The organism is Nonlabens ponticola, assembly GCF_003966335.1.
GTDB lineage: Bacteria > Bacteroidota > Bacteroidia > Flavobacteriales > Flavobacteriaceae > Nonlabens > Nonlabens ponticola.
The window spans coordinates 2,579,974-2,606,616 of record NZ_CP034549.1 but is presented as its reverse complement, the minus strand read 5'-3'; the positions used below and the strand labels follow the sequence as shown (position 1 = coordinate 2,606,616).

The 26,643-nt window shown below is 38.3% G+C and carries 21 protein-coding genes; 10 read left to right on the top strand and 11 right to left on the bottom strand.

From position 1 onward, the window contains the following. The first annotated feature begins 175 nt into the window (after window positions 1-175). From EJ995_RS11810 to EJ995_RS11800, 3 genes are all read left to right on the top strand, one after another. A complete protein-coding gene (locus EJ995_RS11810) occupies window positions 176-1,129 on the top strand; it encodes an acetyl-CoA carboxylase carboxyltransferase subunit alpha (protein WP_126448595.1) in 954 nt (317 codons plus the stop codon). Between the two features lie 245 nt (window positions 1,130-1,374). Beyond that, window positions 1,375-2,922: a replicative DNA helicase gene (dnaB, locus tag EJ995_RS11805; protein WP_126448594.1), complete on the top strand. Its 1,548-nt coding sequence runs from the start codon at window positions 1,375-1,377 to the stop codon at window positions 2,920-2,922. Window positions 2,923-3,065: 143 nt separating this feature from the next. Continuing rightward, window positions 3,066-4,277, top strand: a complete 1,212-nt coding sequence (locus EJ995_RS11800) for an asparagine synthetase B (RefSeq protein WP_126448945.1) — start codon at window positions 3,066-3,068, stop codon at window positions 4,275-4,277. A 22-nt stretch (window positions 4,278-4,299) separates the two neighbouring features. Here the strand turns inward: EJ995_RS11800 and EJ995_RS11795 are convergent, their stop codons facing one another. Continuing rightward, complete coding sequence (locus tag EJ995_RS11795; RefSeq protein WP_126448593.1) at window positions 4,300-5,688, bottom strand: exonuclease domain-containing protein; 1,389 nt, start codon at window positions 5,686-5,688, stop codon at window positions 4,300-4,302. A gap of 154 nt (window positions 5,689-5,842) precedes the next feature. On the opposite strand from EJ995_RS11795, the gene EJ995_RS11790 reads away from it, so the two are divergent. The 4 genes from EJ995_RS11790 (at window position 5,843) to EJ995_RS11775 (ending at window position 10,229) form a co-directional block, all read left to right on the top strand. Next, complete coding sequence (locus EJ995_RS11790; protein ID WP_126448592.1) at window positions 5,843-6,316, top strand: ferritin-like domain-containing protein; 474 nt, start codon at window positions 5,843-5,845, stop codon at window positions 6,314-6,316. Window positions 6,317-6,715: 399 nt separating this feature from the next. After that, on the top strand, window positions 6,716-8,479 hold the full coding sequence (locus EJ995_RS11785; protein WP_126448591.1) for a sensor histidine kinase: 1,764 nt from the start codon (window positions 6,716-6,718) through the stop codon (window positions 8,477-8,479). Continuing rightward, the gene (locus tag EJ995_RS11780; protein WP_126448590.1) at window positions 8,479-9,162 is read left to right on the top strand and encodes a response regulator; all 684 of its coding nucleotides are present in this window, start codon (window positions 8,479-8,481) and stop codon (window positions 9,160-9,162) included. Before EJ995_RS11785 ends, EJ995_RS11780 begins: the two co-directional genes overlap by 1 nt. Window positions 9,163-9,593: 431 nt before the next feature. Further along, entirely contained in the window at window positions 9,594-10,229 is a 636-nt protein-coding gene (locus EJ995_RS11775) for a DsbA family protein (protein ID WP_126448589.1), read from the top strand. 52 nt (window positions 10,230-10,281) lie between these two features. On the opposite strand, the gene EJ995_RS13175 is transcribed toward EJ995_RS11775, so the two are convergent. The 4 genes from EJ995_RS13175 to pta all read right to left on the bottom strand — a co-directional run bounded on the left by EJ995_RS13175 (window position 10,282) and on the right by pta (window position 14,970). Further along, window positions 10,282-10,434, bottom strand: coding sequence for a hypothetical protein (locus EJ995_RS13175; RefSeq protein ID WP_164549915.1), 153 nt, complete (start codon window positions 10,432-10,434; stop codon window positions 10,282-10,284). 143 nt (window positions 10,435-10,577) lie between these two features. Continuing rightward, window positions 10,578-11,555 carry an energy transducer TonB gene (locus tag EJ995_RS11770; RefSeq protein WP_126448588.1) on the bottom strand — a complete coding sequence of 326 codons (978 nt, stop codon included), beginning with the start codon at window positions 11,553-11,555 and terminating at the stop codon, window positions 10,578-10,580. Between the two features lie 115 nt (window positions 11,556-11,670). Further along, window positions 11,671-12,858 carry an acetate/propionate family kinase gene (locus tag EJ995_RS11765; RefSeq protein ID WP_126448587.1) on the bottom strand — a complete coding sequence of 396 codons (1,188 nt, stop codon included), beginning with the start codon at window positions 12,856-12,858 and terminating at the stop codon, window positions 11,671-11,673. A gap of 9 nt (window positions 12,859-12,867) precedes the next feature. Further along, on the bottom strand, window positions 12,868-14,970 hold the full coding sequence (gene pta, locus EJ995_RS11760) for a phosphate acetyltransferase (protein ID WP_126448586.1): 2,103 nt from the start codon (window positions 14,968-14,970) through the stop codon (window positions 12,868-12,870). A gap of 353 nt (window positions 14,971-15,323) precedes the next feature. Between pta and EJ995_RS11755 the strand changes: the two genes are divergently transcribed. The 3 genes from EJ995_RS11755 to EJ995_RS11745 all read left to right on the top strand — a co-directional run bounded on the left by EJ995_RS11755 (window position 15,324) and on the right by EJ995_RS11745 (window position 19,169). Continuing rightward, window positions 15,324-16,958, top strand: coding sequence for a hypothetical protein (locus EJ995_RS11755; protein ID WP_126448585.1), 1,635 nt, complete (start codon window positions 15,324-15,326; stop codon window positions 16,956-16,958). A 53-nt stretch (window positions 16,959-17,011) separates the two neighbouring features. Further along, on the top strand, window positions 17,012-18,394 hold the full coding sequence (locus EJ995_RS11750; protein ID WP_126448584.1) for a sugar porter family MFS transporter: 1,383 nt from the start codon (window positions 17,012-17,014) through the stop codon (window positions 18,392-18,394). Between the two features lie 565 nt (window positions 18,395-18,959). Beyond that, entirely contained in the window at window positions 18,960-19,169 is a 210-nt protein-coding gene (locus EJ995_RS11745; RefSeq protein WP_126448583.1) for a hypothetical protein, read from the top strand. A gap of 185 nt (window positions 19,170-19,354) precedes the next feature. Here the strand turns inward: EJ995_RS11745 and EJ995_RS11740 are convergent, their stop codons facing one another. The 6 genes from EJ995_RS11740 to EJ995_RS11715 form a co-directional block, all read right to left on the bottom strand. Then, the gene (locus EJ995_RS11740; protein ID WP_126448582.1) at window positions 19,355-20,071 is read right to left on the bottom strand and encodes a recombinase family protein; all 717 of its coding nucleotides are present in this window, start codon (window positions 20,069-20,071) and stop codon (window positions 19,355-19,357) included. Next, window positions 20,071-20,370: a hypothetical protein gene (locus EJ995_RS11735; RefSeq protein ID WP_126448581.1), complete on the bottom strand. Its 300-nt coding sequence runs from the start codon at window positions 20,368-20,370 to the stop codon at window positions 20,071-20,073. Before EJ995_RS11735 ends, EJ995_RS11740 begins: the two co-directional genes overlap by 1 nt. A 128-nt stretch (window positions 20,371-20,498) precedes the next feature. Further along, window positions 20,499-22,241 carry a hypothetical protein gene (locus EJ995_RS11730; protein ID WP_126448580.1) on the bottom strand — a complete coding sequence of 581 codons (1,743 nt, stop codon included), beginning with the start codon at window positions 22,239-22,241 and terminating at the stop codon, window positions 20,499-20,501. Window positions 22,242-22,246: 5 nt separating this feature from the next. Continuing rightward, window positions 22,247-23,074: a hypothetical protein gene (locus EJ995_RS11725; protein WP_126448579.1), complete on the bottom strand. Its 828-nt coding sequence runs from the start codon at window positions 23,072-23,074 to the stop codon at window positions 22,247-22,249. Then, the gene (locus EJ995_RS11720) at window positions 23,067-23,645 is read right to left on the bottom strand and encodes a hypothetical protein (protein ID WP_126448578.1); all 579 of its coding nucleotides are present in this window, start codon (window positions 23,643-23,645) and stop codon (window positions 23,067-23,069) included. Before EJ995_RS11720 ends, EJ995_RS11725 begins: the two co-directional genes overlap by 8 nt. A gap of 9 nt (window positions 23,646-23,654) precedes the next feature. After that, window positions 23,655-26,627, bottom strand: coding sequence for a type III restriction-modification system endonuclease (locus EJ995_RS11715; RefSeq protein ID WP_241234643.1), 2,973 nt, complete (start codon window positions 26,625-26,627; stop codon window positions 23,655-23,657). Window positions 26,628-26,643 lie beyond the last annotated feature (16 nt).

Here is a 26,643-nt window from a genome sequence, read left to right as displayed (position 1 = left end):
GGTGTTGCAATAACAATGGTTACTGGATCATATGGTTGTTGGGATTACGCTTTCGCGAAAGCAAAATTCTCACCAACAGATCCTCTCAAGAAAGTCTTGTTAATAAGCGGGCAACTCACCTGCAAGTGCAGCCTGATGTTTTGTTATATTTGTTTCCCCAATTGGAACAAATTTTATGGAATACCTAGATTTTGAACTACCCATCAAGGAGCTGGAAGACAAGTACCAGCAAACGTTATTGATTGGTGAAGACAGCGATGTAAATGTGTCTGCAACCATCAAACAATTAGAGAAAAAGCTCAAAGCGACGCGCAAGAACATATATTCTAACTTGACGCCATGGCAGCGTGTGCAAATGTCAAGGCATCCAGATCGTCCCTACACGCTGGATTATATCAAGAACATATGTGGCGAAACATGGCTAGAATTGCACGGTGACCGCAACGTTGCGGACGATAAGGCGATGATAGGCGGTCTGGGAAAAATAGGTGATCAAACCTACATGTTTATAGGTCAGCAAAAGGGTTTTAATACAAAGACACGTCAGTACCGCAACTTTGGGATGTCAAATCCTGAAGGTTACCGCAAGGCGCTGCGTCTTATGAAGAGCGCAGAGAAATTTGGCGTGCCGGTCGTTACCTTAATTGATACGCCAGGTGCGTTTCCTGGGTTAGAGGCTGAAGAGCGCGGTCAAGGTGAGGCGATTGCTCGCAATATCCTAGAAATGACACGCCTTAAAGTGCCTATCATCGTGATGATCATAGGTGAAGGTGCCAGTGGTGGTGCATTGGGAATAGGTGTAGGCGATAGGGTGGTGATGCTGGAAAATACATGGTATAGTGTAATCTCACCAGAGTCTTGCTCTTCCATTCTATGGAGAAGCTGGGAACACAAGGAAACCGCTGCAGATGCTCTCAAGCTTACTGGTAAGGACATGAAAAAGCTGAAACTAGTTGATGAGATTCTTGACGAGCCAGAAGGTGGTGCGCACAAGAATCGTGAAGAGATTTTTGTATCCGTAGCAAAATGTATCCATAGATTACACGATGAACTAAAAGATTTGTCACCCAAAGAGTTGGTAAAACAACGTATGGACAAGTATTCTAAAATGGGTGTTTTTAAAGGATAAAAAACTGATTAATCAGTTGAAAAAAATCCTCGCATAGCGAGGATTTTTTTATGGTAAAAAGAAGTGAACAGAATTAGCTGGCTAATCTGAAAACTGATTTGATTCTGCTATAGTGATAGCTCAAGTAATGAATTTTTTAGGTGACGCTTTCAACATATTATGAACATTAAAAAGAGCACGATTGTTGATCGTCTCATGATAAGGAAATCTTAATAAATGATCTATTCCCATTACTTTTGAATCCTATGGAAAAAGTTAAAGAACAAGGCATATCAATCAAAACAAATAGTCCCGTCATTCCTCTTGAGAAAGGTAAGATACCACCTCAAGCAGTTGATCTAGAGCGTGTTGTGATAGGCGCGTTGATGATTGATGGTAAAGGTGTTGATGAGGTGATCGACTTACTTACTCCAGGTGCTTTTTATCACAAGGCACATCAATCGATTTTTGATGCGATAGATATTTTGTTCAAAAGCGGTAGTCCAGTGGACTTATTAACCGTTTCGGCACAATTGCGCAAGGATGGTAAATTAGAGAGCGTTGGCGGTGATCATTATCTGGTACAATTATCCCAATTGGTAAGCTCAACCGCTCACATCGAGTACCATGCGAGAATCATCTTGCAAAAGTTTATCCAACGCAGTTTGATCAAACTATCGACTGAAATTATCAATGATTCTTATGAAGAATCTACCGATGTTTTTGACCTGCTTGATAAGGCAGAAACTAAGCTCTATGAAGTAACCCAAGGAAACATACGCAAGAGTACAGAGACTGCCATGGATCTCGTGCGTCAAGCAAAACAACGCATTGAGGAAATTGCCAATCGTGATGGATTGAGTGGTATTCCAACAGGATTTACAGATCTAGACAGACTTACCAGCGGCTGGCAGCCTAGTGATTTGATAATCGTTGCAGCTCGTCCTGGTATGGGTAAAACCGCATTTACATTATCCATGGCACGTAATATTGCTGTAGGAAGTAACATTCCTGTTGCCTTTTTCTCTCTTGAGATGAGTAGTGTACAATTGATTACGCGTTTGATCTCTTCTGAAACTGGACTACCATCGGACAAATTACGTACGGGAAAACTAGAACCCTATGAATGGGAACAGCTCAACGTTAAGGTAAAGGATCTAGAGCGTGCTCCTATTTTTATTGATGATACACCATCGTTATCCATATTTGACTTGCGAGCCAAATGTCGTCGTCTAGCTTCCCAACACGGCATCAAATTGATCATGATTGATTACTTGCAGCTCATGACGGCACAAACTGGTAATAAAGGTGGTAATCGTGAGCAAGAAATTTCTACCATCTCGCGTAACCTCAAAGCACTTGCCAAGGAACTAGAAGTTCCAGTAATAGCGCTTTCGCAATTATCTCGTGCTGTAGAGACTCGTGGTGGTAGCAAACGACCATTATTGAGTGACCTGCGTGAATCTGGAGCGATTGAGCAAGATGCAGATATTGTTTCCTTTATTTATAGACCAGAATATTACGGTCTTGATGAATGGGATGATGACGATGGATCACCAACTAAGGATCAAGCAGATTTTATTGTTGCTAAACACCGTAATGGAGCCACTGACAACATACGTCTCAAGTTTATTGGTAAGTATGGTAAGTTTGATAATATGGATACATTCTTTACGACTCCAGATGAATTTGGTAGTAAGATGAACAGTGCAGCAAACGACGATACTTTTAAACCAGATGCACCAGCATTCCCAACTCCAGGTGAAGCCTTTGGCGCACCGGACGACATGGAAGATGATGGGTTGGACTTCTAGATCTACCTGTTCCTATAACGGTACAAAAGTTGTAATCCTAAAGTATCTTTAGGGTCACAGGCTCCATTTTATCGTACACGTATATGAGAAACCTATTTCGCAGCTTTTTGTTTTTGCTAATCTCCTTGTGTGGTGCAGGTAGCATGAGTGCACAATATCTATTGATCCCAATGGATGCAGAAACCCAGAAGGATCACCTCAAGGCTTATGGGATTTCCTATTGGATTCTAGAAAAAGGAACTAAGGTAAAGTGGCTTCTCAACTATCGCGGTGGTTCCTTCCTTATTTCAGACACTCCAGAATTTCAAAAAGAATTAGTGATACGTGGAGTAAGCTATGAGCCAAAATCTGAAAGTGAAGTGAGCAGCTTATTGGATCTTATCGCTAGCCCATCACAAAATATGCAAGAAGTATTGCTGGAAAAGGCTCCAAAAATTGCGGTTTACACACCATCAGGAAAATCTCCATGGGATGACGCAGTAACGATGGTGCTCACATATGCAGAAATTCCATACGAAAAGATCTATGATAAGGAAGTGCTAGCTGATGAATTGTTATTATATGACTGGCTACACCTGCATCATGAGGATTTTACAGGTCAATATGGTAAGTTTTACCGTATGTACCGCGCAGCGCCATGGTATATAGAGGAAAAGCAAAATGCAGAAAATCTGGCTGCCGAGCTAGGTTACAACAAGGTAAGCGAAGAAAAACTAGCTGTTGCTCTTAAGATACGTGATTACGTCATCGGTGGTGGTTTCATGTTTGCCATGTGCAGTGCAACCGATAGTTTTGACATAGCTCTTGCTGCCGAAGGTGTTGATATAGCAGAACCTATGTTTGACGGCGATCCTTCTCAAGCAGATTACCAGAATAAGATTGATTACACACGCACGTTTGCCTTTACAGACTTCTTACTGGAACGCTCGCCTATGACCTATGAGTTTAGCTCGATCGATATGACACGTAAGCGTAGGATCAAAAAGGAGCTGGATTATTTTTCCCTTATGGATTTTAGTGCCAAATGGGATCCTATACCAACCATGCTCAATCAAAATCATACCAGTCTAGTAAAAGGATTCATGGGTCAAACAACCAGCTATGATCGCAATCAAGTCAAGAAAAATGTATTGGTTCTAGGAGAAAATAAAAGCAATAGAGAAGCTCGATACGTTCACGGTATTCGCGGTAAAGGATTCTTTACTTTTTATGGTGGCCATGATCCAGAAGATTATCAACACAGAGTAGGAGATCCACCTACGGAATTGAGTTTGCACCCTAACTCACCAGGTTACCGGTTGATTTTAAATAACATTCTATTCCCAGCGGCTAGAAAGAAAAAGTTGAAGACCTAGAGAACCTGTATCTCTTCACCCATCACGCCACTCTAGGGACCGCAAGATCTTTCTTGCGTATGTAGCTATTGAGTATTTGATTGGTGTGATAATTGGTTTGTTTGCGCTCAATATATGTCTCACAAACATCCACGCTGCTTACTGCAATATCATTAGCGACATAGCCGTAGCCTTGATACCTACCTTCATTTACAAGCACAAAACAATTCTCGTCCTTGCTACGGCCATTTTCCTTGATAATATAAGTAGGCTTGTCCTCGTGTAGTGATTCAATAGCCTTTTCTACTTTAACATTGTAATGCTCTACTGTTTCCTCGTGATCACAGATGCCTTCACAATTACGTAATTTGTAGTGCGTGCAACGACCAGTAGTCATTTGCAAGGAACAATATCTGGGACATAGGTTGAAATCTTCACATAACTGCTCTAGCTTTTCTACCGCTTGTGCGCGATTGTAGAAAGTAATCACACTGTAGTCAAAGGATTTTGATACAGCGATAGCCAGTTGTATGACACCACGCTGGTTTTTGTAGCTAATGATTTGGTAGGTCTTACGAGATTTTTTCTGTGCGCTGTTAAACTTAGGATAGTAGTGGCGTATCATGTCGGCCTCGAGTAGCAACGCAACGAGTTCATTACCCGTTACTTCATAATCAATATTATATATCTCTTGTCCCATGAGATAGGACTTACTCTTTTTAGTGTAAAAATGTGAGAGAACTCGTTTCTTGATATTAATAGCCTTACCTACATAAATCACTTTATTGGCTTTATCCTTGAATAAATAAATTCCTGGCGATGATGGCAATGCTGCAAATTGCTCTTTGGGCACGTTAGGTGGCAAGGTGCTTTCCTTGCTGCGTGCGTTGAGAAATGATTCCATGACGTCCTCGTCTTCATCAAGAGATAACAGTCGTTGGAACAGGATTACTGTGGCATCTGTATCACCTTCAGCGCGGTGACGATTATCTAGCGGTATTGACAATGAGGAGCACAATCTTCCTAGACTGTAGGATGGAAGGTTGGGTATTAGCTTTCGCGAAAGCCGAACAGTACACAATCTTTTACTGCTCCATTCTATATTCAACCGTTTGAATTCATTGCGAATTACATTGTAGTCAAATCCCACGTTGTGCGCGACAAATATGGCATCTGATAGAAAATTTAGTATTTGGCTTGCGATGTCTTCAAAAAAAGGTGCGTCAGCGACGGTATGGTCGTCTATGCCAGTTAAATGTGTGATATAGCTAGGAATAGGCTGGTCTGGATTTACTAGGCTGATAAATTTATCTACCTCTCGATTTCCTTGCATGCGCACGATGCAAATCTCTGTAATGCGATTGCCGCCTAAACCTTTGCCGGTGGTTTCTACATCAACAATAGAGTATATCTGATTTTCTGATAAGGGCATGTGCAAATTTAAACGCTATTGGGAAATATTCCTACATTCAATTAGGAATTAATCCAATTAATTCGTTTTAAAAGTAGTCGATGTTAAACCGCTGTGAATTACAATAGTATTGGTAATTCAACAGCTCATCTACTAGTATCTTGAAAAGAAAAACATGAAAACGACAAGAGAAGAAGCACATGAATTGATTCACGATACGACCGTATCAAAATTGAATGAGCTTCTAGAAAAAAGCTATGATGCCGAGAAAGGCTTCAAACATGCCATTGAGAAAGTAGATAATGATCGATTGAAAGAATATTTCAAACAACGCGCTGCACAACGTAGCCATTTTGCTACCGAGCTTCATCAACAATTACATCAACTCAATGAAGAGCCATCAACTACAGGATCAACTGCAGGCGATTTGCATAGATCATGGATGGATATCAAGGCAGCATTTTCAAGCGATAATGAGGAAAGCATCCTTGAGGAATGTATTAGAGGTGAAAAAGCTAGCGTAGATGAATACAAGGAAATCCTTAAATCAGAAACCTTGCTGGCAGAAGTTGTTCCAATTCTTGAAAATCAATGGAAACAAGTTGAAAACAGTTTGAGCACCGTTAAGAAACTAGAGGATCTTCAATAGGATATTTATATTATAAATAAAAAGACCGCCATCGAGCGGTCTTTTTTTTATGGCATAAAAAAGGGTCTAGCATGCTAGACCCCTAAAAATGTTGTAATAATACACCTCGTTAAAGGTCCCTTACGTACTATTACTACCCTAAAAATGAAAATGTCATCTCTGCAATGAATTTTCAAAAATCTTCAACTCTTTTCAGTTAAATCTTTATTGAGGTATAAATGTAAAGCAAATAAGGAGTGCTATAACTTATATGTTCTTAACCTATGGTTTTTTGTTCTTAAAAGCGTATTCAAACGTTGTTGAAGTATTTAATTACTTGATTTCTTACAACGTGAGTGATCTTTTCCCATTTTAAATCATACTAATTACTTATGCTAGTTGGGCTTATATTTGGAATTGATGAAAGTCTTTCCTACGATTTTGAGTTTTTTGCTATTGTGGTCTTGCTTTAAAGCAATAGGTCAAGATAAAACAGCCATATTACCAGAAGATCCACTGATTTCTCAAGTCAAGGTAATAGATAGTTTGTCTCTAACCATTGATAGAAGTATAGCCATTGATAGTATCAATGCATTATTGCAGGATAAATCATTCCAGCTAGCCAAAACAGATCTCAAAATCCTAAAGCTAAAATTGCTGGTCGATGTCGCGCTTTATGATGAGGCCATTTTACTCTCGATTGAGCTATTAGAAAAATCGACCATCGAGCCTGAACAACAGGTTAAGGTGTTGCTTCAACGAGCACTAGTGTATGAGATTCAAGAGGAGATGGTTCTAAGTAAAAAAGATCTCAATCGTGTTGAACGTATCTATGAAAACGGCGAGTTGGATAGAAATGAAGATTATGGTGAGTTTCTATACCGATCAGCATCCTGGTATCGAGTCAATGACCGACATAATGAGGCACGTCGTCTGGCCATGGGAGCGTTTAATTATGGAAAGCAGTTTGACTACAAGAATGTTACCGCAACCTCCTTATTGGTATTAGGACTTATAACACCATCAGATTCCGTACAGAAGATGCGTGAATATTTTACAAAAAGCTTACAAGAATATAAACGACATGGAGACGAGCAAGGAATAAGAAATATGTACTATCTATTGGCATCTTCATACATGATGGATGATCAGGTTGAGATGGCTCGCACATACAATGATTCCATTAATAAGGAATACACTTTTGGTCAAAGTTATGTGATGTCATCTGTTTATAAACAGCAGAGTGAGATCGAGGAACAATTAGGAATGCAGCAACAGGCTTTAGAGAGTTATAAGCTCTATAAGTTAAGCGATGACGAGTACAAACAGCGCGCGCGTGACATTAGAACTAAAGAATTAGAATATCAATTTGCGGTAGAAGAAACCGTGTTACGGAATCAAAAACTACAGGAACAATTAGACGATAGAGATCGATCTTTTAATCGTTTGTTGCTGCTGTTGGGTTTCTTAATTATATTCTTATTGCTTACAGGATTGTTTCTTTTCTGGATTTATCGCAAGAACAATAAAATAAAGGAACAAAATGATAGTATATCTGCTATCAATCTCGACCTCTCTAAAACAATTAAGCGCAAGGATTTTTTGCTTAAAGAAGTCAATCACCGCGTTAAAAATAATCTTGCCTTCATTCAGAGCCTGATTGGTTTCCAGATCGATGAGGCAACCCAACAAGAGACAACACGCAACTTAACAGGATTGAACAATAGGATACAAGCCATGTCCATCGTTCACGAGCGGTTGATTCATCGTACTGATGTTGCCTCTGGTGATACCGTTAAAATAAAATCCTATCTAGACGACATGATAGATGCCTTATTGCAAATGAGCAATAAGAAAGTACAGTCCAGTACGGATTTTGAGGATTTTGAAGTCAATGCTCAAACTGCCTTACCTTTAGGCATCATTATGAATGAGCTTATAACCAATTCTTTAAAACACGCCCAGCCCATTGACAATAAACTCAAGATCCATGTCACCGTCACAGATTTTGAGGAGTACGTGGTATTGACTTACCGCGATAATGGTGTCGAGTTTTTGGAGAAACAGTCAGAAGATCATCTAGGACTATTTATAGTGCGCAGTATGGCTAGACAATTGAAGGGAAAAGTGCAGCGAGAACAATCCTCTTTTGTGATACGTCTCAAGAAAAAAAGTTTTAGGTGATGAAGAGTATTTTGATAGTAGAGGATGAGGTGATGATTGCCAATGGTATAGAGAAAATGCTGCGCAAGCATGGTTATACTGATGTCATGATCGCTATTGATTATGAGGAAGCCCTAGAGACATTAGAAGAAAATAAAGTAGACCTAGTGTTGTTGGACGTCAATTTATCTGATGAGAAAAACGGCATTGACCTCGCCGCAACGATTAAGAAGAATTATCATATCCCATTTATTTTTCTTACCAGTTACACAGATCCTGCGACATTGAGTAAATTAAAGCAGGTTAAACCCATTGGCTATTTAGCAAAACCGATAGACCAGGCAACACTCACGGCAAATATTGATATCTATTTTGCCAACGAGAGCGATGAGTCAACGCTTTTCTCATTCACGATAGGTTCGAGTGTGTATCAAATAGATTTAGCTCATTTGTGCTATGTCCAGGCAGATCATGTCTATGTAGAGTTGCACTTAATTGATGAGACCGTCGTTGTACGATCATCGCTACAGGCCTTGATAGAAATGTTTCCTGAAAATAGACTGGCACGCATCAATCGCAGTATTGCCGTCAATCCTGATGGCATTGAGAAGATTGAGAAAGGCATGATTCAAATCAAGGATCATCGACTCAAACTCTCCAAAACCTATCAAGAGGAATTCTTCCATAAGTATTGGGATAAGTAGCCTTTAATGAATCTTTTAAGTAGGGTAAGCATTACGAGTTGATCTTTGCATTAAGGCTCAAGAATAGTAGTCAGTTGCTCATGTTGAGCGATGTTTTAATAATTACGCTTTCGCGAAAGCGAGATAGTGAGCAAGCAAAGGAAACAAGGCATAAGTATTTTTTTATATGTAAAGTGCTTATCAAATCAAGCTTGAGAATATAAGTGCCTATCAGAAGGCAAAGGATCTTACAGGACCAAAGTGCGGTATAACTAAAACCTTTCCTCATAGCAGACTGAAACTCATTCTAATTAAAGAAATAAAATACCAGAGCACAGGTACAAGCAGGTAATACTTATTTGTTATATCTAATGCCTTTAATCTTATCTATAGATGGTTTAATTTCAAAGCCAACTAGGAAAAACTGAGCTAAAAATATAACACACAAACACATGAAATTACTATACATATATGACGCCCTATGCGGTTGGTGCTACGGTTTCTCACCTGTAATTGAGCAGTTTGTGAAAGATAAAGGTCTTGAATGCGAGGTCATTTCTGGTGGCATGATCACGGGCGATCGAGTAGGACCCATAGGTGAGGTCGCGGCTTACATCTCTACTGCATACAAGGATGTAGAGCAACGATCTGGAGTAAAATTTGGTAAAGATTTTCTAGATGGTACGCTAGCTGATGGCAGTGCAATTTTCACCAGTTTACCAGCAGCCATTGCGATGACAATTTTTAGAGAATACAAACCGGAACAGCAACTGTCCTTTGCGTCAGATATACAAAAGGCCATTTACTATCATGGCAAAAAGCCGTTAGAAACGCAGACCTATGTAGAGTTAGCAGAAGTCGTTGGCATTGATGCCAAGGAGTTTGAACAAAAAATGACTGACGATAAGTACCTAGAAAAGGCGAAACAAGACTTTGCTATCAGCTCTCAATTACAAGTCACTGGATTTCCTACCGTATTTCTTTTACAAGAAAATAGTGCTGCGCCTATCGCGAGAGGTTATATAACACTTGAACAATTAGAGAATCATTATCAGCAAGCGTTACAAGCCTTTGAAAATGCTGGATAAACAAAAATCCCAACGTCATACGTTGGGATTTGATGTTTTGCAGATAAGGTAACTATTCTTCCTCAGCATTATTTTTGTAATCACGAGAGCCATAACCACCAGAACCTTTTTTGAGTTCTTCTTTGGCTTCAGCATCGTGAGCCATTTTCTTTTCAATAGATGCCTTGCGTACTTCTTTTTCTGATTTTCCTTCTTGTGCTTTCATGATTTTTATTTTCAAGATAGGATGTATATGCCGTATCTATCTTTTGATTAACATGCTTTAACGTGTAAAGAAACCTTAATAGCGTCTTTTTAAGATCTAGCATTAGGCCTGTCAACTTTTAGCTCATTAAATATTGCGGCAAACTAATTATTCGAAAAATTACTAGAACTAAACGTTATTGGAAAATAAGAGAAGTAATTGACTGGTGCACCATCTTTCACTGCAGGTTTAAATTTAAACTTACATTTTTTCATGATCTCGACAGCTAGGTCGTCCAGTGCTGGTTTGCCCAGCTCAATTTTATTCATGTCCACTACATCACCACTGTTATCAATCATGATGCTTACCACGGATTTGTAAGATTCACCTGATTTCAATTGCGCTTTGCTCTTCTCTAATAATTTGAGATACAACCATTTTTGCGCTTCTGTAATTGGTAATAGTTCCGGACTTTCACTTACCTGCTCAAATTTGTGGGCGATAGGCTTATCGTCAGGTAGAGTAAAATCTCTTTTAGATAATTGCTGTTCAATCACTTGAGTTGCAGTACTTGTCTCTATGTAATCTTCATATTCTGTTGTGCTTTGTAGAACCATCGCGCCTTGAGTCTTCTTTAAGGTAGTGTACCAGCCAGATAGCTTATGTCCTTTAAATGATTTAAAGGACACACTCAAGGAAGGTGCTACATAACTGGTCACTGTGAACTTATCATAGTACTTCACAATTTTATAGCAATTATATCCTAGTATTTGTTTGACGCTATCTCTGTAGATTTTGAGCTTGGGTGATGATATTGATTCTCTCGCATCTCTATAAGTGATGAAATCGCGGTTGGATTGATCGTCATACATTTTGAAATCCTCTTTGAAAAAGGTATAAGAATATGTAGGGATTGTATCCTGATCAAGATAAGTTGATTTATAATAGCCATCTGTGATCTTATATTGTGAATAACTGCCCAGCCTTGAATTTTGAATCGAATCGATATTTACCTGATCATTCTTTGCAATAATGTTCCTTTCAGAAAAAATGGTGCCGCTAAAGGATTGAGCGTTTGACCAAAGAAAGGTGATGAGGTAGACAAATGTGAAAAAGGCTACTCGACTGTATTTGAGTTTCAAAAGTTGAAGTTTTGTTATTTCAAGCAATATAAATATTTGGTCACAATTTCTTAAGTAGTTTCAATCGATGCACACTTGTAGGCGTCAAAAAAATAAATTTTAGATTCAAAGAATATTATTGCTCTAATAAAGTCTTTACTTGATTTGCAATTTCCAATTCCTCATTGGTTGGAATAACGAGAATCTTGACTTGAGAAATACCACTTTGAATCTCAAAAAGCTCATCAGATCGCTGCTTATTGGCTTTTGCATCCATTGAGATTCCCAAATAATTCATATCTGCACAAACCATCGCTCGCAGCAAGCTTGAATTCTCACCGATTCCTGCAGTGAAAATGATTACATCAACCCCATTCATGGCAGCAGTGTAAGATCCTATGTATTTCTTGATGCGGTAGGCATTCATTTCTAAGGCTAGTTGGCAATTTTTATCGCCATCGCTCGCGGCCTGCTGGATCTCACGCAAATCACTGAAACCTGTTAATCCTAGCATACCACTTTCTTTGCTGATCATTCGCTCCACATCTTCCAACTGATACCCTAGTTTGTTGACCAGATGAAAGATAATAGCATGATCAATATCGCCACTACGTGAGCCCATAATCAAACCATTAGATGGCGCAAAACCTAGACTATGATCAATACTCTTTCCATTCTCAATGGCCGTCATGCTGCAACCATTACCTAAATGAATCGAGATAATTTTTGATTTTTTCAACTTGAGGTAATCAATGGCTTGTTGAGATACATATTTATGGCTCGTACCATGAAAACCATATAGCTGAATATGATGTTCATCAAACAACTCACTTGGCAATGCGTACTTGCTTGCTTTTACAGGAATCGTTTGATGAAATGCCGTGTCAAAAACCGCTACTTGTCTTGCGTTGGGAAAGAGCGATGTCGCCACCTCAATACCTTCCAGATTATGTGGATTATGAAGCGGTGCCAGTGAGGCAAATTCGCCGATTTTATGTTTTACGTTTTCATCAATTAATGTTGTGTCAGTAAACTCATTGCCGCCATGAACGACACGATGACCTACCGCTGTGATGTCGTCCACATTACCTACCACGCCTTTTTCAGGATCCAATAAAAGATGAACCACCTGTTGTAAAGCTTCTTTATGATTTGCAATAGCCATAACTGAGCGATGCTCATTCTTTCCTATTTCAAAAGAAGTGATCGCATCAGTTTGCCCAATGCGTTCTACTATTCCACTGGCGATAACTGTTGTATCTGTCATATCCAGTAATTGAAACTTTATCGATGAGCTACCAGCGTTGAGTACGAGAATTTTCATGAGTAGGAATTAAAAGGAATCGTCCTGTGCTTGAATGGATGTCACAATCACGGTATTAAAAATATCATCTACTGTACATCCACGACTTAGGTCATTGACTGGCTTGTTCAATCCTTGAATAATTGGACCTATGGCAAGAGCTTTTGTCTCGCGTTGCACCGCTTTGTAGGTATTGTTTCCAGTATTTAAATCAGGGAAAATAAACACGTTTGCCTGTCCTGCGACCTCGCTTTCAGGCATTTTGGCTTTTCCTACTTTCAAATCAACCGCAGCGTCGTATTGGATTGGTCCTTCGACCTTAAGGTCTGGTGCTTGTTGTTTTACCAACTGGGTTGCCTCGCGTACACGCTCTACATCTTCGCCCACGCCTGATGATCCAGAAGAGTATGAAAGCATGGCGATTTTTGGATCAATGTCAAAAGCTCTACTAGTCGCAGCACTCGATATGGCGATTTCCGCAAGTTGTGATGCAGTAGGATTAGGATTGATGGCACAGTCACCATAAACGGACACGCGATCTTCAAGACACATAAAAAATACCGATGAAACGATGCTGGCGCCAGGTCGCGTCTTGATGAATTGCAAGGCAGGCCTTATGGTATGTTGCGTGGTGTGAACCGCACCCGATACCATGCCGTCTGCTTTTCCTTGAAATACCATCATGGTGCCGTAGTAAGAGACATCTTCCATGAGATCTCGTGCCATTGCAAGGTTTACATTTTTGTGCTTTCTTAGTTCGTATAACGCTTTCGCGAAAGCTTCAAAATCATCGCTCTTCACAGGATCGATAATAGATATCTTACTGAGATCCAGCTGTAGATCCATCAGTGCCACCTTGTCGGCGATCTGTTTTTTATCACCCAGTAGCGTGATGTCTACAGCATTAATATCGGTAAGCTGCTTGGTAGCGCGCAAGATGCGCTCATCCATACCTTCTGGCAGGACGATGTGTTTTTTGTGCGCCGTTGCCTTCTTAAGCAGGTTGTATTGAAACATACGCGGCGTTATGGCATCTGTCTTAAAGGTGATCAACCGCTCCAGCAACGCATCTACATTGACATGCTGCTCAAAGTCTGATATGGACGTTGTGATTTTCTGCGTATTCTCTGCATATATCTGTGATTTTATGTCACCTATATGATTGGTCACTGCATAGGTGCCGCCTTGCACGGATAGTATCGGGACAACATCTACCAGTCCTTCTATGAGTTTGATGATAGATTCCTCAGGTCGCAGACCACCAGTCAATACAATTCCTGAGATTGCAGGGTAATTTGCCGAAATATTTGCCTGTAAAGCACCCAGTATAATGTCTGCTCGATCGCCTGGCGTGATGACCAAGCCATTTTCTTTAAGATGCGTCAAATAGTTGCGTAACTGCATTGCACCAACACTAAAATATCCAGCCTGATTATTGAGGTAATCCTTGCCAAAAAGTACCGTGGCATCAAGCGCCTCAACGATTTCCTTGATCGACGGATTGGCCAGAATAGGGTTGAGCGGTATGGCATTGATGATGACGTCATTGGGTAAATGATACTTGAGCTTTTTAATAACGTCATCCGCGTCATTTGCTTGCACCTTATTGGCAATAAGAGACAGCACTTCAACACCTTTATCATGAAACGAGTCGTAGGCCAGTTGCAAGGCACCGACCAATTCTTCGGTCGTTTTTCCAGTGGCACTCGCAAGAATAATGGCTGGTACCCCTAGATTTTTTGCAATCAGTAAATTGACGTCAAATTCAATAAGCGCGCCTTCACCGGTAAAGCTTGTTCCTTCAATAAGGACATAGTCAAAACGCTCCTCAATCGCCTTATATTTCTCGATGATGCGCGTGATTATTTTGTCTTCACGATTTTGGTTTTTGAGACGCATGACCTCACTACGTTGGTAGGCATAGGTTTCGGTGAATTCCAGATCAAGATTAAAATGGCTCACAATAGTCTGTATATGATTATCAGACGCGCCAGCAGCCAGATCATCTATGATAGGCCTGAAGTAACCAACCTTAGCAGTCTTACTCAGTAATAATTTCATCAATCCTAGCGAGACAATGGATTTTCCACTATTGGATTCTATGGTGGTGATATACACGGCTTTGTTGGTCATATAGTTTTGGATAAAAAAACTTACTTTTTATAAAAGTACTACCTAGACTTTGGCTAGCGATATTCCGATGGTTATTCTATTCTTAATTCTAAGATTAGCGTTTTTATAGGCGCAGGATATTAGTTTGGTTTTGCTTTCGCGAAAGCGTAATAGTTTTTAAAATTAACATTAAGTGATTAACATATGATAAATGAAATCCAAGCAAAACCTTGATTAACAAAGGCATTGGTGTCGATTTTAATTAACAATTATCAACTATCGGTTTTTCATCGGATTATTAAAGATTTATTGAAGACAAATATCAATTACTGATCATTTGCAGAGTAGATTAGTTGTTTCTAACTTCAAGATACATGCGTTTTCTAATATTAGTGGCACTATTGATTTCTCACTGTGCATTCTCTCAAGTAGGTATCAACACGACTAATCCTGATGCATCTGCTATTCTGGATATCTCATCTGATAGTCAAGGATTGCTTGCGCCAAGAATGACTGAAACCCAACGTGAAGCGATAAGCACACCAGCTACCGGTTTATTAGTTTATCAGACTGAAGATCCTTCTGGGTTTTGGTATTATGATGGTACACAATGGATACAGCTCATTTTTGCAGAGTCAAATGAGTTTATAAGCCAGTCTGGTGTGGTTCACAATACTACCAGCTTAAAGAATGATGATTTTGCTTTTGGGTCAGATCAATTAGACAACGATACTTCTACCACAGATGATGATAAGCGTTTCTTTTTTGATAAGTCAAAGGCAGCTTTTAGAGCCGGACAAGCAACAGGAGACACTTTTGACGCAGTAAATGTGGGAACAACCAGTATTGCCTTTGGTTTAAATCCTACAGCCAGCGGCACTAGTTCTGTAGCCATGGGGCGCTTGACCAGAGCTACTGGAACTTATGCGCTTGCATTGGGTCGCAGCACGCTCGCTAGCGGTGAGTCAAGTACTGCTTTTGGCTACTTGGGTGAAGCCTCTGGTAGATATTCCACGATCATGGGACGCGCCAATACAGCAAGTGGTGAGCATTCTTTTGCCATTGGAATTGCAAATGATGCAGCTGCAGACAATGCGGTTGCCATGGGAAATACCAATGAAAGCAGTGGTATAGGATCGTTTACTCAAGGACGTTTGAATGATGCCATTGGAGAATACTCTTTTGCTCAAGGATTTACGAATGTTGCCTCTGGAAATAATGCACTAGCCATAGGATCATTTAATAATGCTAGTGGTGTTAATGCAACCACGATAGGAAATGGATTGATCGCTAAATCATATGTGGAGACTGTACTAGGAAATTACAATTCAAATTATACGCCAACATCGACGACCACCTATGAAGGGAATGATAGGCTATTTACCGTAGGTAATGGTTTTAGAGTAGGTGAGGTGACCACTAGAAACAATGCACTTACAATTTTAAAAAATGGTAATGTTGGTATAGGAACTGCCACGCCTAGCGAGGCACTTGAGATTCACGGTGATGATAATTTTAGTGGTGATGCAGACTTTGATGCTCATTCTTACGGTTCTAACATTACCACATTTCACATAAGAAGTGCCGCTGGCACGCAAGCAAATCCTTTACCAGTTTCTGGAAAGTCTAATTTCAATTTTTATAATATGGAAGCCCAAGGTTATGATGGTAGTAGTTATAGAAATGCTGCAGCTATACGCATGGGTTCCATGGCAAATAATCTAACCGGTGCAGGTGACATGCCTGGCAGGATTGATTTTCATACCTCTCTAGATGGCACAGTAAATAATAGATTAAGAATGCGTATTGATGATCGAGGTAATGTCGGGATCAATACAGGAACTGCCGCAATCGATGAAAAACTTGTTGTTGAAGGCAAGATCAAAGCAACTGAAATCAACTTTTCAAATCTACCTATAGCAGATACAGATGCAGCAGCCACCACTGCTGGTCTGGAGACAGGCGATGTTTACCAGACCAGCTCTGGTGTGCTAAGGATAAAGCAATAGATGATTAGATTTACGCTTTCGCGAAAGCGTAACTAAAACAAACCATACTAGCCATGTCCAACAAATCCTATTTATTATTTATCGCTGCGGTCACCGCTATAGGTGGCTTTTTATTTGGCTATGATACAGGCGTCATCAATGGTGCGCAATTTTTCTTGAGCAAATTCTTTGAGTTAAGCGACACCATGAAAGGTTGGGTAGTGGGCAGTGCCTTGTTGGGCTGTTTTGCAGGTGCTGTGATCGCCGGACCTATGAGCACGCGATACGGCAGAAAAATATCGCTGATAGTGTCTGCAATTTTGTTTTCAGTATCGGCGCTAGGGTCTGGGTTGCCAGAATTTTTACCGCAAACAGTCTCAATGCTGGTAGTTTTTAGAATCATCGGTGGATTGGGAATAGGGATCGCATCGATGAACGCACCCATGTACATCGCAGAAATTGCACCTGGAAACATACGAGGCCGCATGGTAACTTATTATCAGCTGGCGATTGTAATAGGCTTTTTTGTAGTATTTCTAGCGACCTACTTTATCGGGCAAAACTTATCTGAGCTGGAAAACATCGCGATAGGCTGGCGACGCATGTTTTGGTCAGAGTTGATTCCTAGTTTGTTGTTTCTTGTCCTGTTATTCTTTATACCAAAAAGCCCGCGATGGCTTACTCTAAAAGGTGACGACGACGATGCATTGCAAATTCTTGAAAAAATCCATCCCAGCGAGTTAGCAGTTGTAGAATTACAAGAGATCAAAAAATCAATCAATAAATCGACCAAAAAAGAAAAAATAAATTACTGGTCTGCTGGAATCTTAGGGATCATCGCCATAGGAACGGTACTGTCTGTACTCCAACAATTTACAGGGATAAATGCAGTATTATATTACGGCGCTGATATTTTTGAAAAGGCCTTAGGTTTTGGTAAAGATGATGTGCTGGCGCAGCAAATATTGCTAGCATTTGTCAATCTAGTATTCACGTTTATCGCCATGTTTACAGTAGATAAATTGGGTAGAAAACCGCTGATCTATATTGGTTCCTTTGGGATGATTGCTGGTTTCTTAATGTTAGGTGTTAGTTTGCAACAACAAGCTGTAGGATTAGTTTCCTTGATTGGTGTTCTCGTATTTATAGGTTCTTTTGCATTGTCAATGGGACCAGTGGTTTGGGTGGTGTTGTCAGAGATGTTCCCTAATAATATTCGCAGCGTTGCGATGTCGGTCGCCGTTGCCGCGCAATGGGCCGCCAACTATGCGGTGTCTCAATCCTTTCCTATTGTTATGGGTAGCGAGGTCAATAATGGCAGCTTCTGGAACGGTTCACTGCCTTATTTCTTGTTTATTCTGTTTATTCTCATCATCGTTTTTGTGACCTACAAATTCCTACCAGAGACTAAAGGCAAAACGCTGGAGGAAATCGAGGGTTTTTGGGAGAAGGAATGACCTTATTTCAATCTTGCTGTTGAATTTTTTATAGAACGCAACACTTTAGATCGTTATATGACTCTGGCGTTCAATTGCGTCATTAAACACTAGTGTTGAACAAGTAATCGTGTTAAACACAAAACCCGCAACTCTTGTTGCGGGTTTTCATTGTGGAGAAGAAAGTAATACTTGCGTGATGCTAGTTTCACACGCTCGTGACAATCAAGCCTTGTCAGGCTCAAGCGATCTCTGGGCTTTTGTGTTCTATCCACTTACAAGAACCGGTAATTCTTGATGTTTCTAAAATACAAAAGCTCGATTTTCTACTGAAAATCGAGCTTTGCTTTAAGCGGAGAAGAAGGTTCTTCCTCAATATCTTTAAACATCTTGTTTACAGCACTCTACAAAGGTTCAGTTTTACAGGGTAACCCATAGGGTAACTTAACCTAAATTCACTGTTATACTCCGCAAGTTACGGTTTAGACTCAATATTCCCAAAGTTCTAGGGAATGCAAGGGAATCCCTAGCTATACCTAGATTAAACAGTTCTCTTTGCATCATAATAATTTAAAACAATACTATTATGAATGAGAATTTAGAGTACATGGATTTAGGTTTAACACCTTTTACTAGAGAATTGCTAGTAAACTATATCAGGATTCAATATGAAGAAAACGCTGATTATCGTTATGAAGCATTGCGAGCCGAATTATTACTCCTACAACGCGAAAATAGACTGGCTGAATTGTTTCTAGCCGAAGAACAGTCTAATTGGTATGTAGGTAGCGAATAGGCGAGACTTTGCATTATTAATATGCATGACTGGACTTGGTTTTATCATGTCCAGTCATCCAAATAGAGTTGTACTAAAGGCTCATGTAAATATCATCCAACTCCTCTTGTCGGATGTCCAAATACCTTTTGGTAAAGGCAGGTGATGAATGGTGAAATAGATTCATAAATATAGAAGTGTTATATCTAAATACACCTTTTATGTAATCTTTGTACCTGTGTGGCGTGAAACTGCTTTCCTGTTCTAGTTGTATATTGTAATTTATTTAATTTATCGGCTATTTGTTGGTAGGTTAAGCCCTCTTTACGAGCAGAACAAATGATGTCTTTGGCTTGTATGTTAGCCTTATTGTTCCTAGCGTTCTCTTTAATCTTCTCAACTCCTAATTTTTGGTACTCACCAAAGCCGTTCGGGTTACCTAAACGAACTTTGCCATTTACCATTTTCATTTGAGAACCATCCTTATTAGTGTAGTCACCTCTGGCAATTTTTTCCTTTTTAACCCTTAGAGCATCTTTAATCCTAGTTGAAATGACCGATGCTTCGTGTTCTGCAATTACCGACAGTAATTGAATCGTAAGTTTATTGGCTTCTGGATTGTCACAACAAACAAAATCAATACCTCCATTAAAGAGAGCCGATGTAAACTCTACATCTCTCGAAAGTCTATCTAACTTGGCAACGACTAGAGTAGCTTTTTCTTTTTTAGCTAAATCAATAGCTTTATAGATTTCTTTGCGCTTCTTTTTACGAGTTCCTGTTTCAACTTCGGTGAACTCACCTATGATTTCACCTTTGCTTCCAGTATGATGAAGTACAGCATTTTTCTGAGCTTGAAGACCAAGCCCAGATTTCCCTTGCTTTTGCGTACTGACTCTGTAATATGCTACGAACTGTTTCATTAAGCCGCTTCTTTACCCTCAATGTAGTCTATTACATCTACAAGCATATCACAATAAACACCGTGACGAACTTTCACCACCTCAACATCTTCATTAATAAAAGTTACCGTGTACTCATCTAAATATGTAAGCTCTATAGTAACCCAACCTTGATGTTTAAGACCATTTACTTTGAATCGTAAACCACCTTGAAATTCTTTTGACTTTGGTAGTGCTACAAAGTTTCTAGCTCCCCAAGCCATAAGTGCCATTTTATCTAGATATTTAATTTGTCCTAAAATTATTTTTGCGATTTCCATAATTCTGATTTTTTGCCTTTCAAATATTGTAAAGTACAAATAACCAGGTTTTTATAACAAATTGCAAACATTAGTTAGCGATTTGTTATAAAATTAATTTGAAAGAAAAACAGAACTAAATTGTAGTTTTAAGCTTGGAAAAGGTCAGAAATAATTTTCTTAATCGTGAGATTTTCAAGTTTGGAAGCGATTGGTGAAACATTATCAACATTATTTTTCCAATGCATCCCTTCATTATAAATTACTGCTAAAAGGTAATAGGGTTCAGGTGATATAATACCTATTGATTTTGCGAAATCTAATTTTGGTCTTGTTTTCTTTGTTGTCAAAAATTCGGTTCTATTATTATCATCATCAATTTTAGCATAAGTAAGCATTTCTACTTTTACACGAACTCCGCAGCATACTGCAAAAGGGTCATAGGCATTATTTTCTATATAATTTTGTACTTGCTCAAATGTGAAATCTCTAAATGTAGTTCCAACACCCCAAAGCTCACGTATATTCAAGTTTCTAAATTCTTCTCTTTTATCAGGAGCTTCTGGGTGATAATGCAATAGTCTTGAAGAAACTACATCTGCAATATTGACATCATTACGATTAACAATTAATCGCCTCATACTATCAATAACTTGCATTGATGATTTATCCAAATAATAAGTTTTTTGATTACTGAAAGTATAGTTTTTAAAATAGAGCGGATTTAAATGAGTTAATATCAATGGATATATTTTCCTCCCTTTATCTTTATACTCCTTAATAAAATTGGTGACGTAATATTGAGCTGCAACTAAATTAGCATCATCTAAATAATCGAAAACCTCATCTATAATTAGAATACTAGCATTTTTCCGAAGCTTGATTTTAGCCTTAAACAGCATAGCTATGAATGATAATATATCACGCTGCCCATTGGATATTTCATTAGCTCTGGGGAACTTTAACAACAACCTTCCTTGTTCTTGAGTTGTGCGTATATTTTTCCAAGTTGAATCAAAATGGCTAAGGTTCATATCAAATTCATCTTTCGCCATTCTATAATTACTATACTTACAAGCAGCTTTAAACGCATCTACATCCCTATTGTAAATCCAAATAACTTGGATTGCTAATAAAAAGTTATCTACTTCACTATCCTGACCAATATCAAAATTTCCGATTATTTCTGCTAATGTTGATAGGTGATTAATTTCCCTGAGTCTTTCAATACAATTTGCGTTTATCCAATTCTTTAATTGAGCAGCAGTACCATTCTGTTCATTCACTTCATCAATAATCAACTGGATGCGATTGGTTACCTGCTGACCAAAACCTCTTGATAAAGTTGTATAGTTTTCTGAAAGTCTTTCTACCAATAATCTATTGGCAAAAACCACATTTGGATTTGGTAAAACTCTACCACATCCTCCAAATCTTTGCCTCAATTCGGTTACTGTATAATTATTAAAGTTTCTATTTGGAGGTATTGTGTCAATAAGCACAACTGTCTCAATAATCATTCTTGCTGTAGCACCTCCACCATAAAATGACGCTGAACCTTTAGCTTTTAAAGTACTTTTTATAGTAAAATAATCAAATTCATCTTTGATAGTATTTGATTCGTGAGTAGCTGACAAGCTCAGTATATTACCAGCTTCTTTTTCATAAACAATGTTTATTATTGGATGATTATTGTTATCTCCACGAAATCTATCCTCATCTTTTAAAACAATACGAGCGTTATTCATTGAACTAAATCCACAAGTAAATGAACTCTTTCCAAAACCATTGGGAGCTACAAGAAGGCTGGGTTTATTTGCTACAATATCTAAATCAAATTTCTTGTGTTCAATTCCTTTTACATTTCGTATTTCAATGGATTTAAGTGTCATAAAATCTAATTTAAAACTGCTAATAACTTCTCACGTTCAGACCATTGAACAGCTTCCTGACCTGTATGTTCTTCCAAAATGTTAAGTTGCTTCCCTATCTGTTTGAGCACAAAACCATCTGCGGTATTATTTACGAGTACTATTTTATTATCAATGTAGTCATTGTATTTAGATGCGCTGGCTATCTCAAAATTCATATTGGCTCTCGCAATGCTATTTCTGAAATTAGCAGCGGTAGAACCTGTTACATAGCTAATAAGGTTTAATCTATTTCGTCTCTCCATTAATACACTAAATCTTACTGAACGAAATTCCTCCTTATCTAAAGGTGCTCTGAATTTAGGCTCATACTTCTTGAAGTTACTACTGATATAAGAAGTTGCTTTAGTCCTAAAACTATTCCTTTCTTCTATTTCTTTTGGGTCTTCAAATTGAACTGTTGCAGCTGAGGCGCACATAGAAACAAACTGAGCCATTTCATAAACCATATTCGGAATGAGGTTTTCTTTCTGAGTAGTCATGTAATAATGCTTTACGCCTTTTTTATCCTGAGTTCTTTTTACTTCATAAAACGCCTCAAAATGATATAATATTTTTAGAAGACATTGGTTCTCATAGTCAATTTCAGATTCGTACGCTTCACTGTTAAGAAGCCCTCCATCTGAAACTATAAACTTACCACCTCTTTCAGTAACATATATGGAAACGAACTTGCTTGTGGTAGTTGAGTATGGTGTACTTATTTCTATGGTGTCTGTTCCCCTAAGCTTGAAAGACCATAATTGGTCAAAGCATTGACGAACATTCATTACTATTTTTTCTAGATTAGTCATATTCTACGCCTTCGGTTGGGTTATCATTATTACTATCGAAATCCATTTCAGTAGGTGGAGTCTGGACGATTTCGACATATTTATCAGTATTGTAAAAAGTCTGAGACTCATCACAATAATGAGCCATACACAAACTAATATCATTCAATAAAGCTTCTTTTTCAGTCTCTTTTTTTAATGATTCGGTTTTGTATGCTATGTTTCTACCTCCATCATCATACTTATGAAAATGAGGTGTATCAACTTTTTGTTTTGGTAATTCTACATCTGGCATTCGATTGTAATGTGCTACACCATCAGAATCGAATCTAAAAAATGGTATGCCAGTATATTCAGGTGCTCTAAGTTTGAATTTAAAATCTTTTTTATTTTCAATCTTAGATTCCACAATCAATTCCAATGTTTCAGGAATGGAAGTGTGCTCCACATCCACTTTTTTAACTCTGGTATTTTTGTGATTTCCTTTAATTTCATCAAGAACTATAACTTTTGTTGAGGTGTTCTTAGTGTTCACTAATAACTCCTCATACTTAGCATAATTCTCCTTAATTTCTTTTACTGGTTTTTCCATAGTTTCAAATTACGCCATCAAAGCCTGATTAGTTACATCCTCCATACTTGCAGCTACAATCATTTCTGTATCTAAAGCTTTGAAATGCTTTTTACCACAATCTATTTTACCTTGTTCTTTAGGTCTTAAATCACCGAATAGGGTTGTTCCTTTGGATTCTACCACAAAGTATAGCTTCTCATCATCGCCATCTTTCCAGAGGATAGCCCAATCTGGATTGTAGGTTCCTAATGGTGTGTCAATTTTAAACCAGTTTGGGAGTTTTGCGTATACCGGAATATTATCACTATTCTCAAAATCATTGGCTAGTTTTGACTCTACGGTTGAATCATAGACTACGTAATCATAAGGTGATTTTTCGCTTTCGCTGAGGTTGCTTTTTAAGTAACCGAAAAGCTCTTCGTTTTCAAAAAGTTCCTGACTGTAATATTCAGAATCTCCTATCTTTTTGTATTGAATACCATCTACAATATGTAAACGCATTTGCTCATTAATGATATCAATGCAACCTTCAATAAACTTTTGCGGATTTATTTTAAAGTAGCCCAACTTATTGGTTTCTGTGAGTATCTTAACAATAGACTTGCGTGTTAATTGAGTTTCATTTTGAAGGTATCCTACAATATCTGGCAATACCTCAACTTCGTCTTTAACATTCTCAAAATAAGTAGTTGGGTCTTCATTGACTTGAAGTCCTCCGATACTCATAGCGACCTTAACTTTAGTATAATGAAGCTTCCCTCTAGTAATCTTTAATCTATCGTCTAGAGCTCTAATACACTCCTTCACTAAGCTATCTGAATCAAAATCTACTGAGAATGTAGTCTTATACTTTACTCGCTCCCAAAGTTCTTTGAATTCTGGACTGTTAAGTACTCGTTTGTTTACTCGTACTTTCTTCTTATCGTCCTGATTCTTAATCTGAAGTTTTCCAGCTGCTGCTTTTAAATTACTTAAGATTTGATTTTCTACGTGTTCACTTTCAGTAAATTCTTCAGGAAGTTCTACTGCATCATCTTTTATAGCAATACGCAGTAAATCTTGTACTTTACCTCTCATATCGATGTATCCTTTTAGGATGAGGAAGTCATAAAGTTGTTCTGATTTTTCTTGACCTAAATATTCTACCTCATCACCATCGATACTCATAACGACATTATTAAAACTGTGTGATTCCAGAATTCCGAATTTAATTCCTGTATCGGCTTCAATTTCCTTCTGAAGGTTATCTACAAAATCCACATAAGATTCTGTAGCCATTACGGTTAATGTATTGGTTTCAAAGCCATATACACGTTCTCCATCTTGGTTTACGCATAATCGTAAACCTCGACCAATTTCCTGTCTTCTTCTAATGTCTGAATTACCAGCATCCTTCAACGTACATATCTGGAACACATTAGGATTATCCCATCCTTCTTTTAATGCTGAGTGCGAAAAGATAAAACGCAACTTAGAATCAAAACTCAGTAACTTTTCCTTATCACGCATAATAAGATTATAGGTATACTCATCTGCATTCACTTTACCAGTGGTATCCTTGAAGTATTCAAACTTCTCTTTTTTGTTACTCGCTTTACTTTTCTTATCAATAGAAAAATAACCATTGTGAACTTCTGAAGCATCTACTTCAACATCTTTCATTTCTCCAAACAGGCTTGCATACTTGGTTTTCTTGATGAGCTTTTGGTATTCCTTTTCAAAAATTTCTGCGTATTCCCCTAGAGAGGCATTTCCTTCTTCATCATACACTCGATATTTACCTACGGAATCAATAAAGAATAAACTGAGCACCTTTATTCCTTGCGGATTGAGCACTAATTCCTTATCCAAATGTGCTTCGATTGTTTTACTTATCAAAGCGGTCTTAATTTGTTTATCATCTACACTACCAATAGCTTCACCAACCTTTAATTCTCCATCACGACTTGTAAAATCGATGTATTCATCGGCTACGTAAATATCTTTGATGATGTAGCCTTCATATTCAATACGTCCTGTAAGTTCTTCTAGGTCTTGGTTTTGCTTTACCCATTTTTTGACTCGTTGAATGCTTCCACCTTGCATTACATCTACCTCAACACGAGCTTCTATTGTATTTCGCCTTGAGCGAACTTCTAATAAACGTATGTACGCTTGATTATTCATACCTTCAGTCTGTATAGAACCTACTTCTATTTGCTTTACCAGCTTTTTGTCATAGGCATCTACTGCATCCAGCTTGTACATTAAATTCACCTTCTCTTTATGTGTCGCTGAATAACGAAGAATAGCCAACGGATTTAAACCTTGCACAGCCTTTTTAGCCAGTGGTGTACTCATTGTACTTTGAGGTTCATCGATAAACACTACTGGATTTGTGTTTTTGATGAGGTCTAAAGGCTTGTATCCTAACTTATCGTTATAACGATGAATGATGTTTGCCTTCTTTTTAGCATCTTCTGGATTTTCAAAGCTTTTGCGAAACGCATCAATGTTAATGACCATAATGGATAAACCATCATTGGTAGAAAAGTCTCGCACTTCATTCAGTTTACTACTGTCATATATAAAGAAATTGTAGTTGAGGTTATCATATAATTGCTTGAAATGGTCTTCAGTGATTTGAAGTGATTTATACACACCTTCTTTGATAGGAATTGATGGTACTACGATAATATGTTTTGAAAAACCATATTTGGTGTATAACTCCATAATAGAACGCAAATACACATAGGTTTTACCTGTACCTGTTTCCATCTCTATGGTAAAATCTAAATGGTTTCTGTCTATCTCGCTACGTTCACTAGGCTTTAAACCATTTGCTAATTGAAGGTTTTGAACGTTCTCTACTAGATTACCTTCGGTAAGCGTTAAACGGTTACCATATCCTATCTCATTGAAGGCGATATTTTGCTGTTTTGCTAAGAATTCTGGTGAGTACACGGTAAAGTTAGCCTCACATATTTCTTGACCTTGAAATATCCCTGTAATGGCTTTCATAGCATCTCTTTGGTAA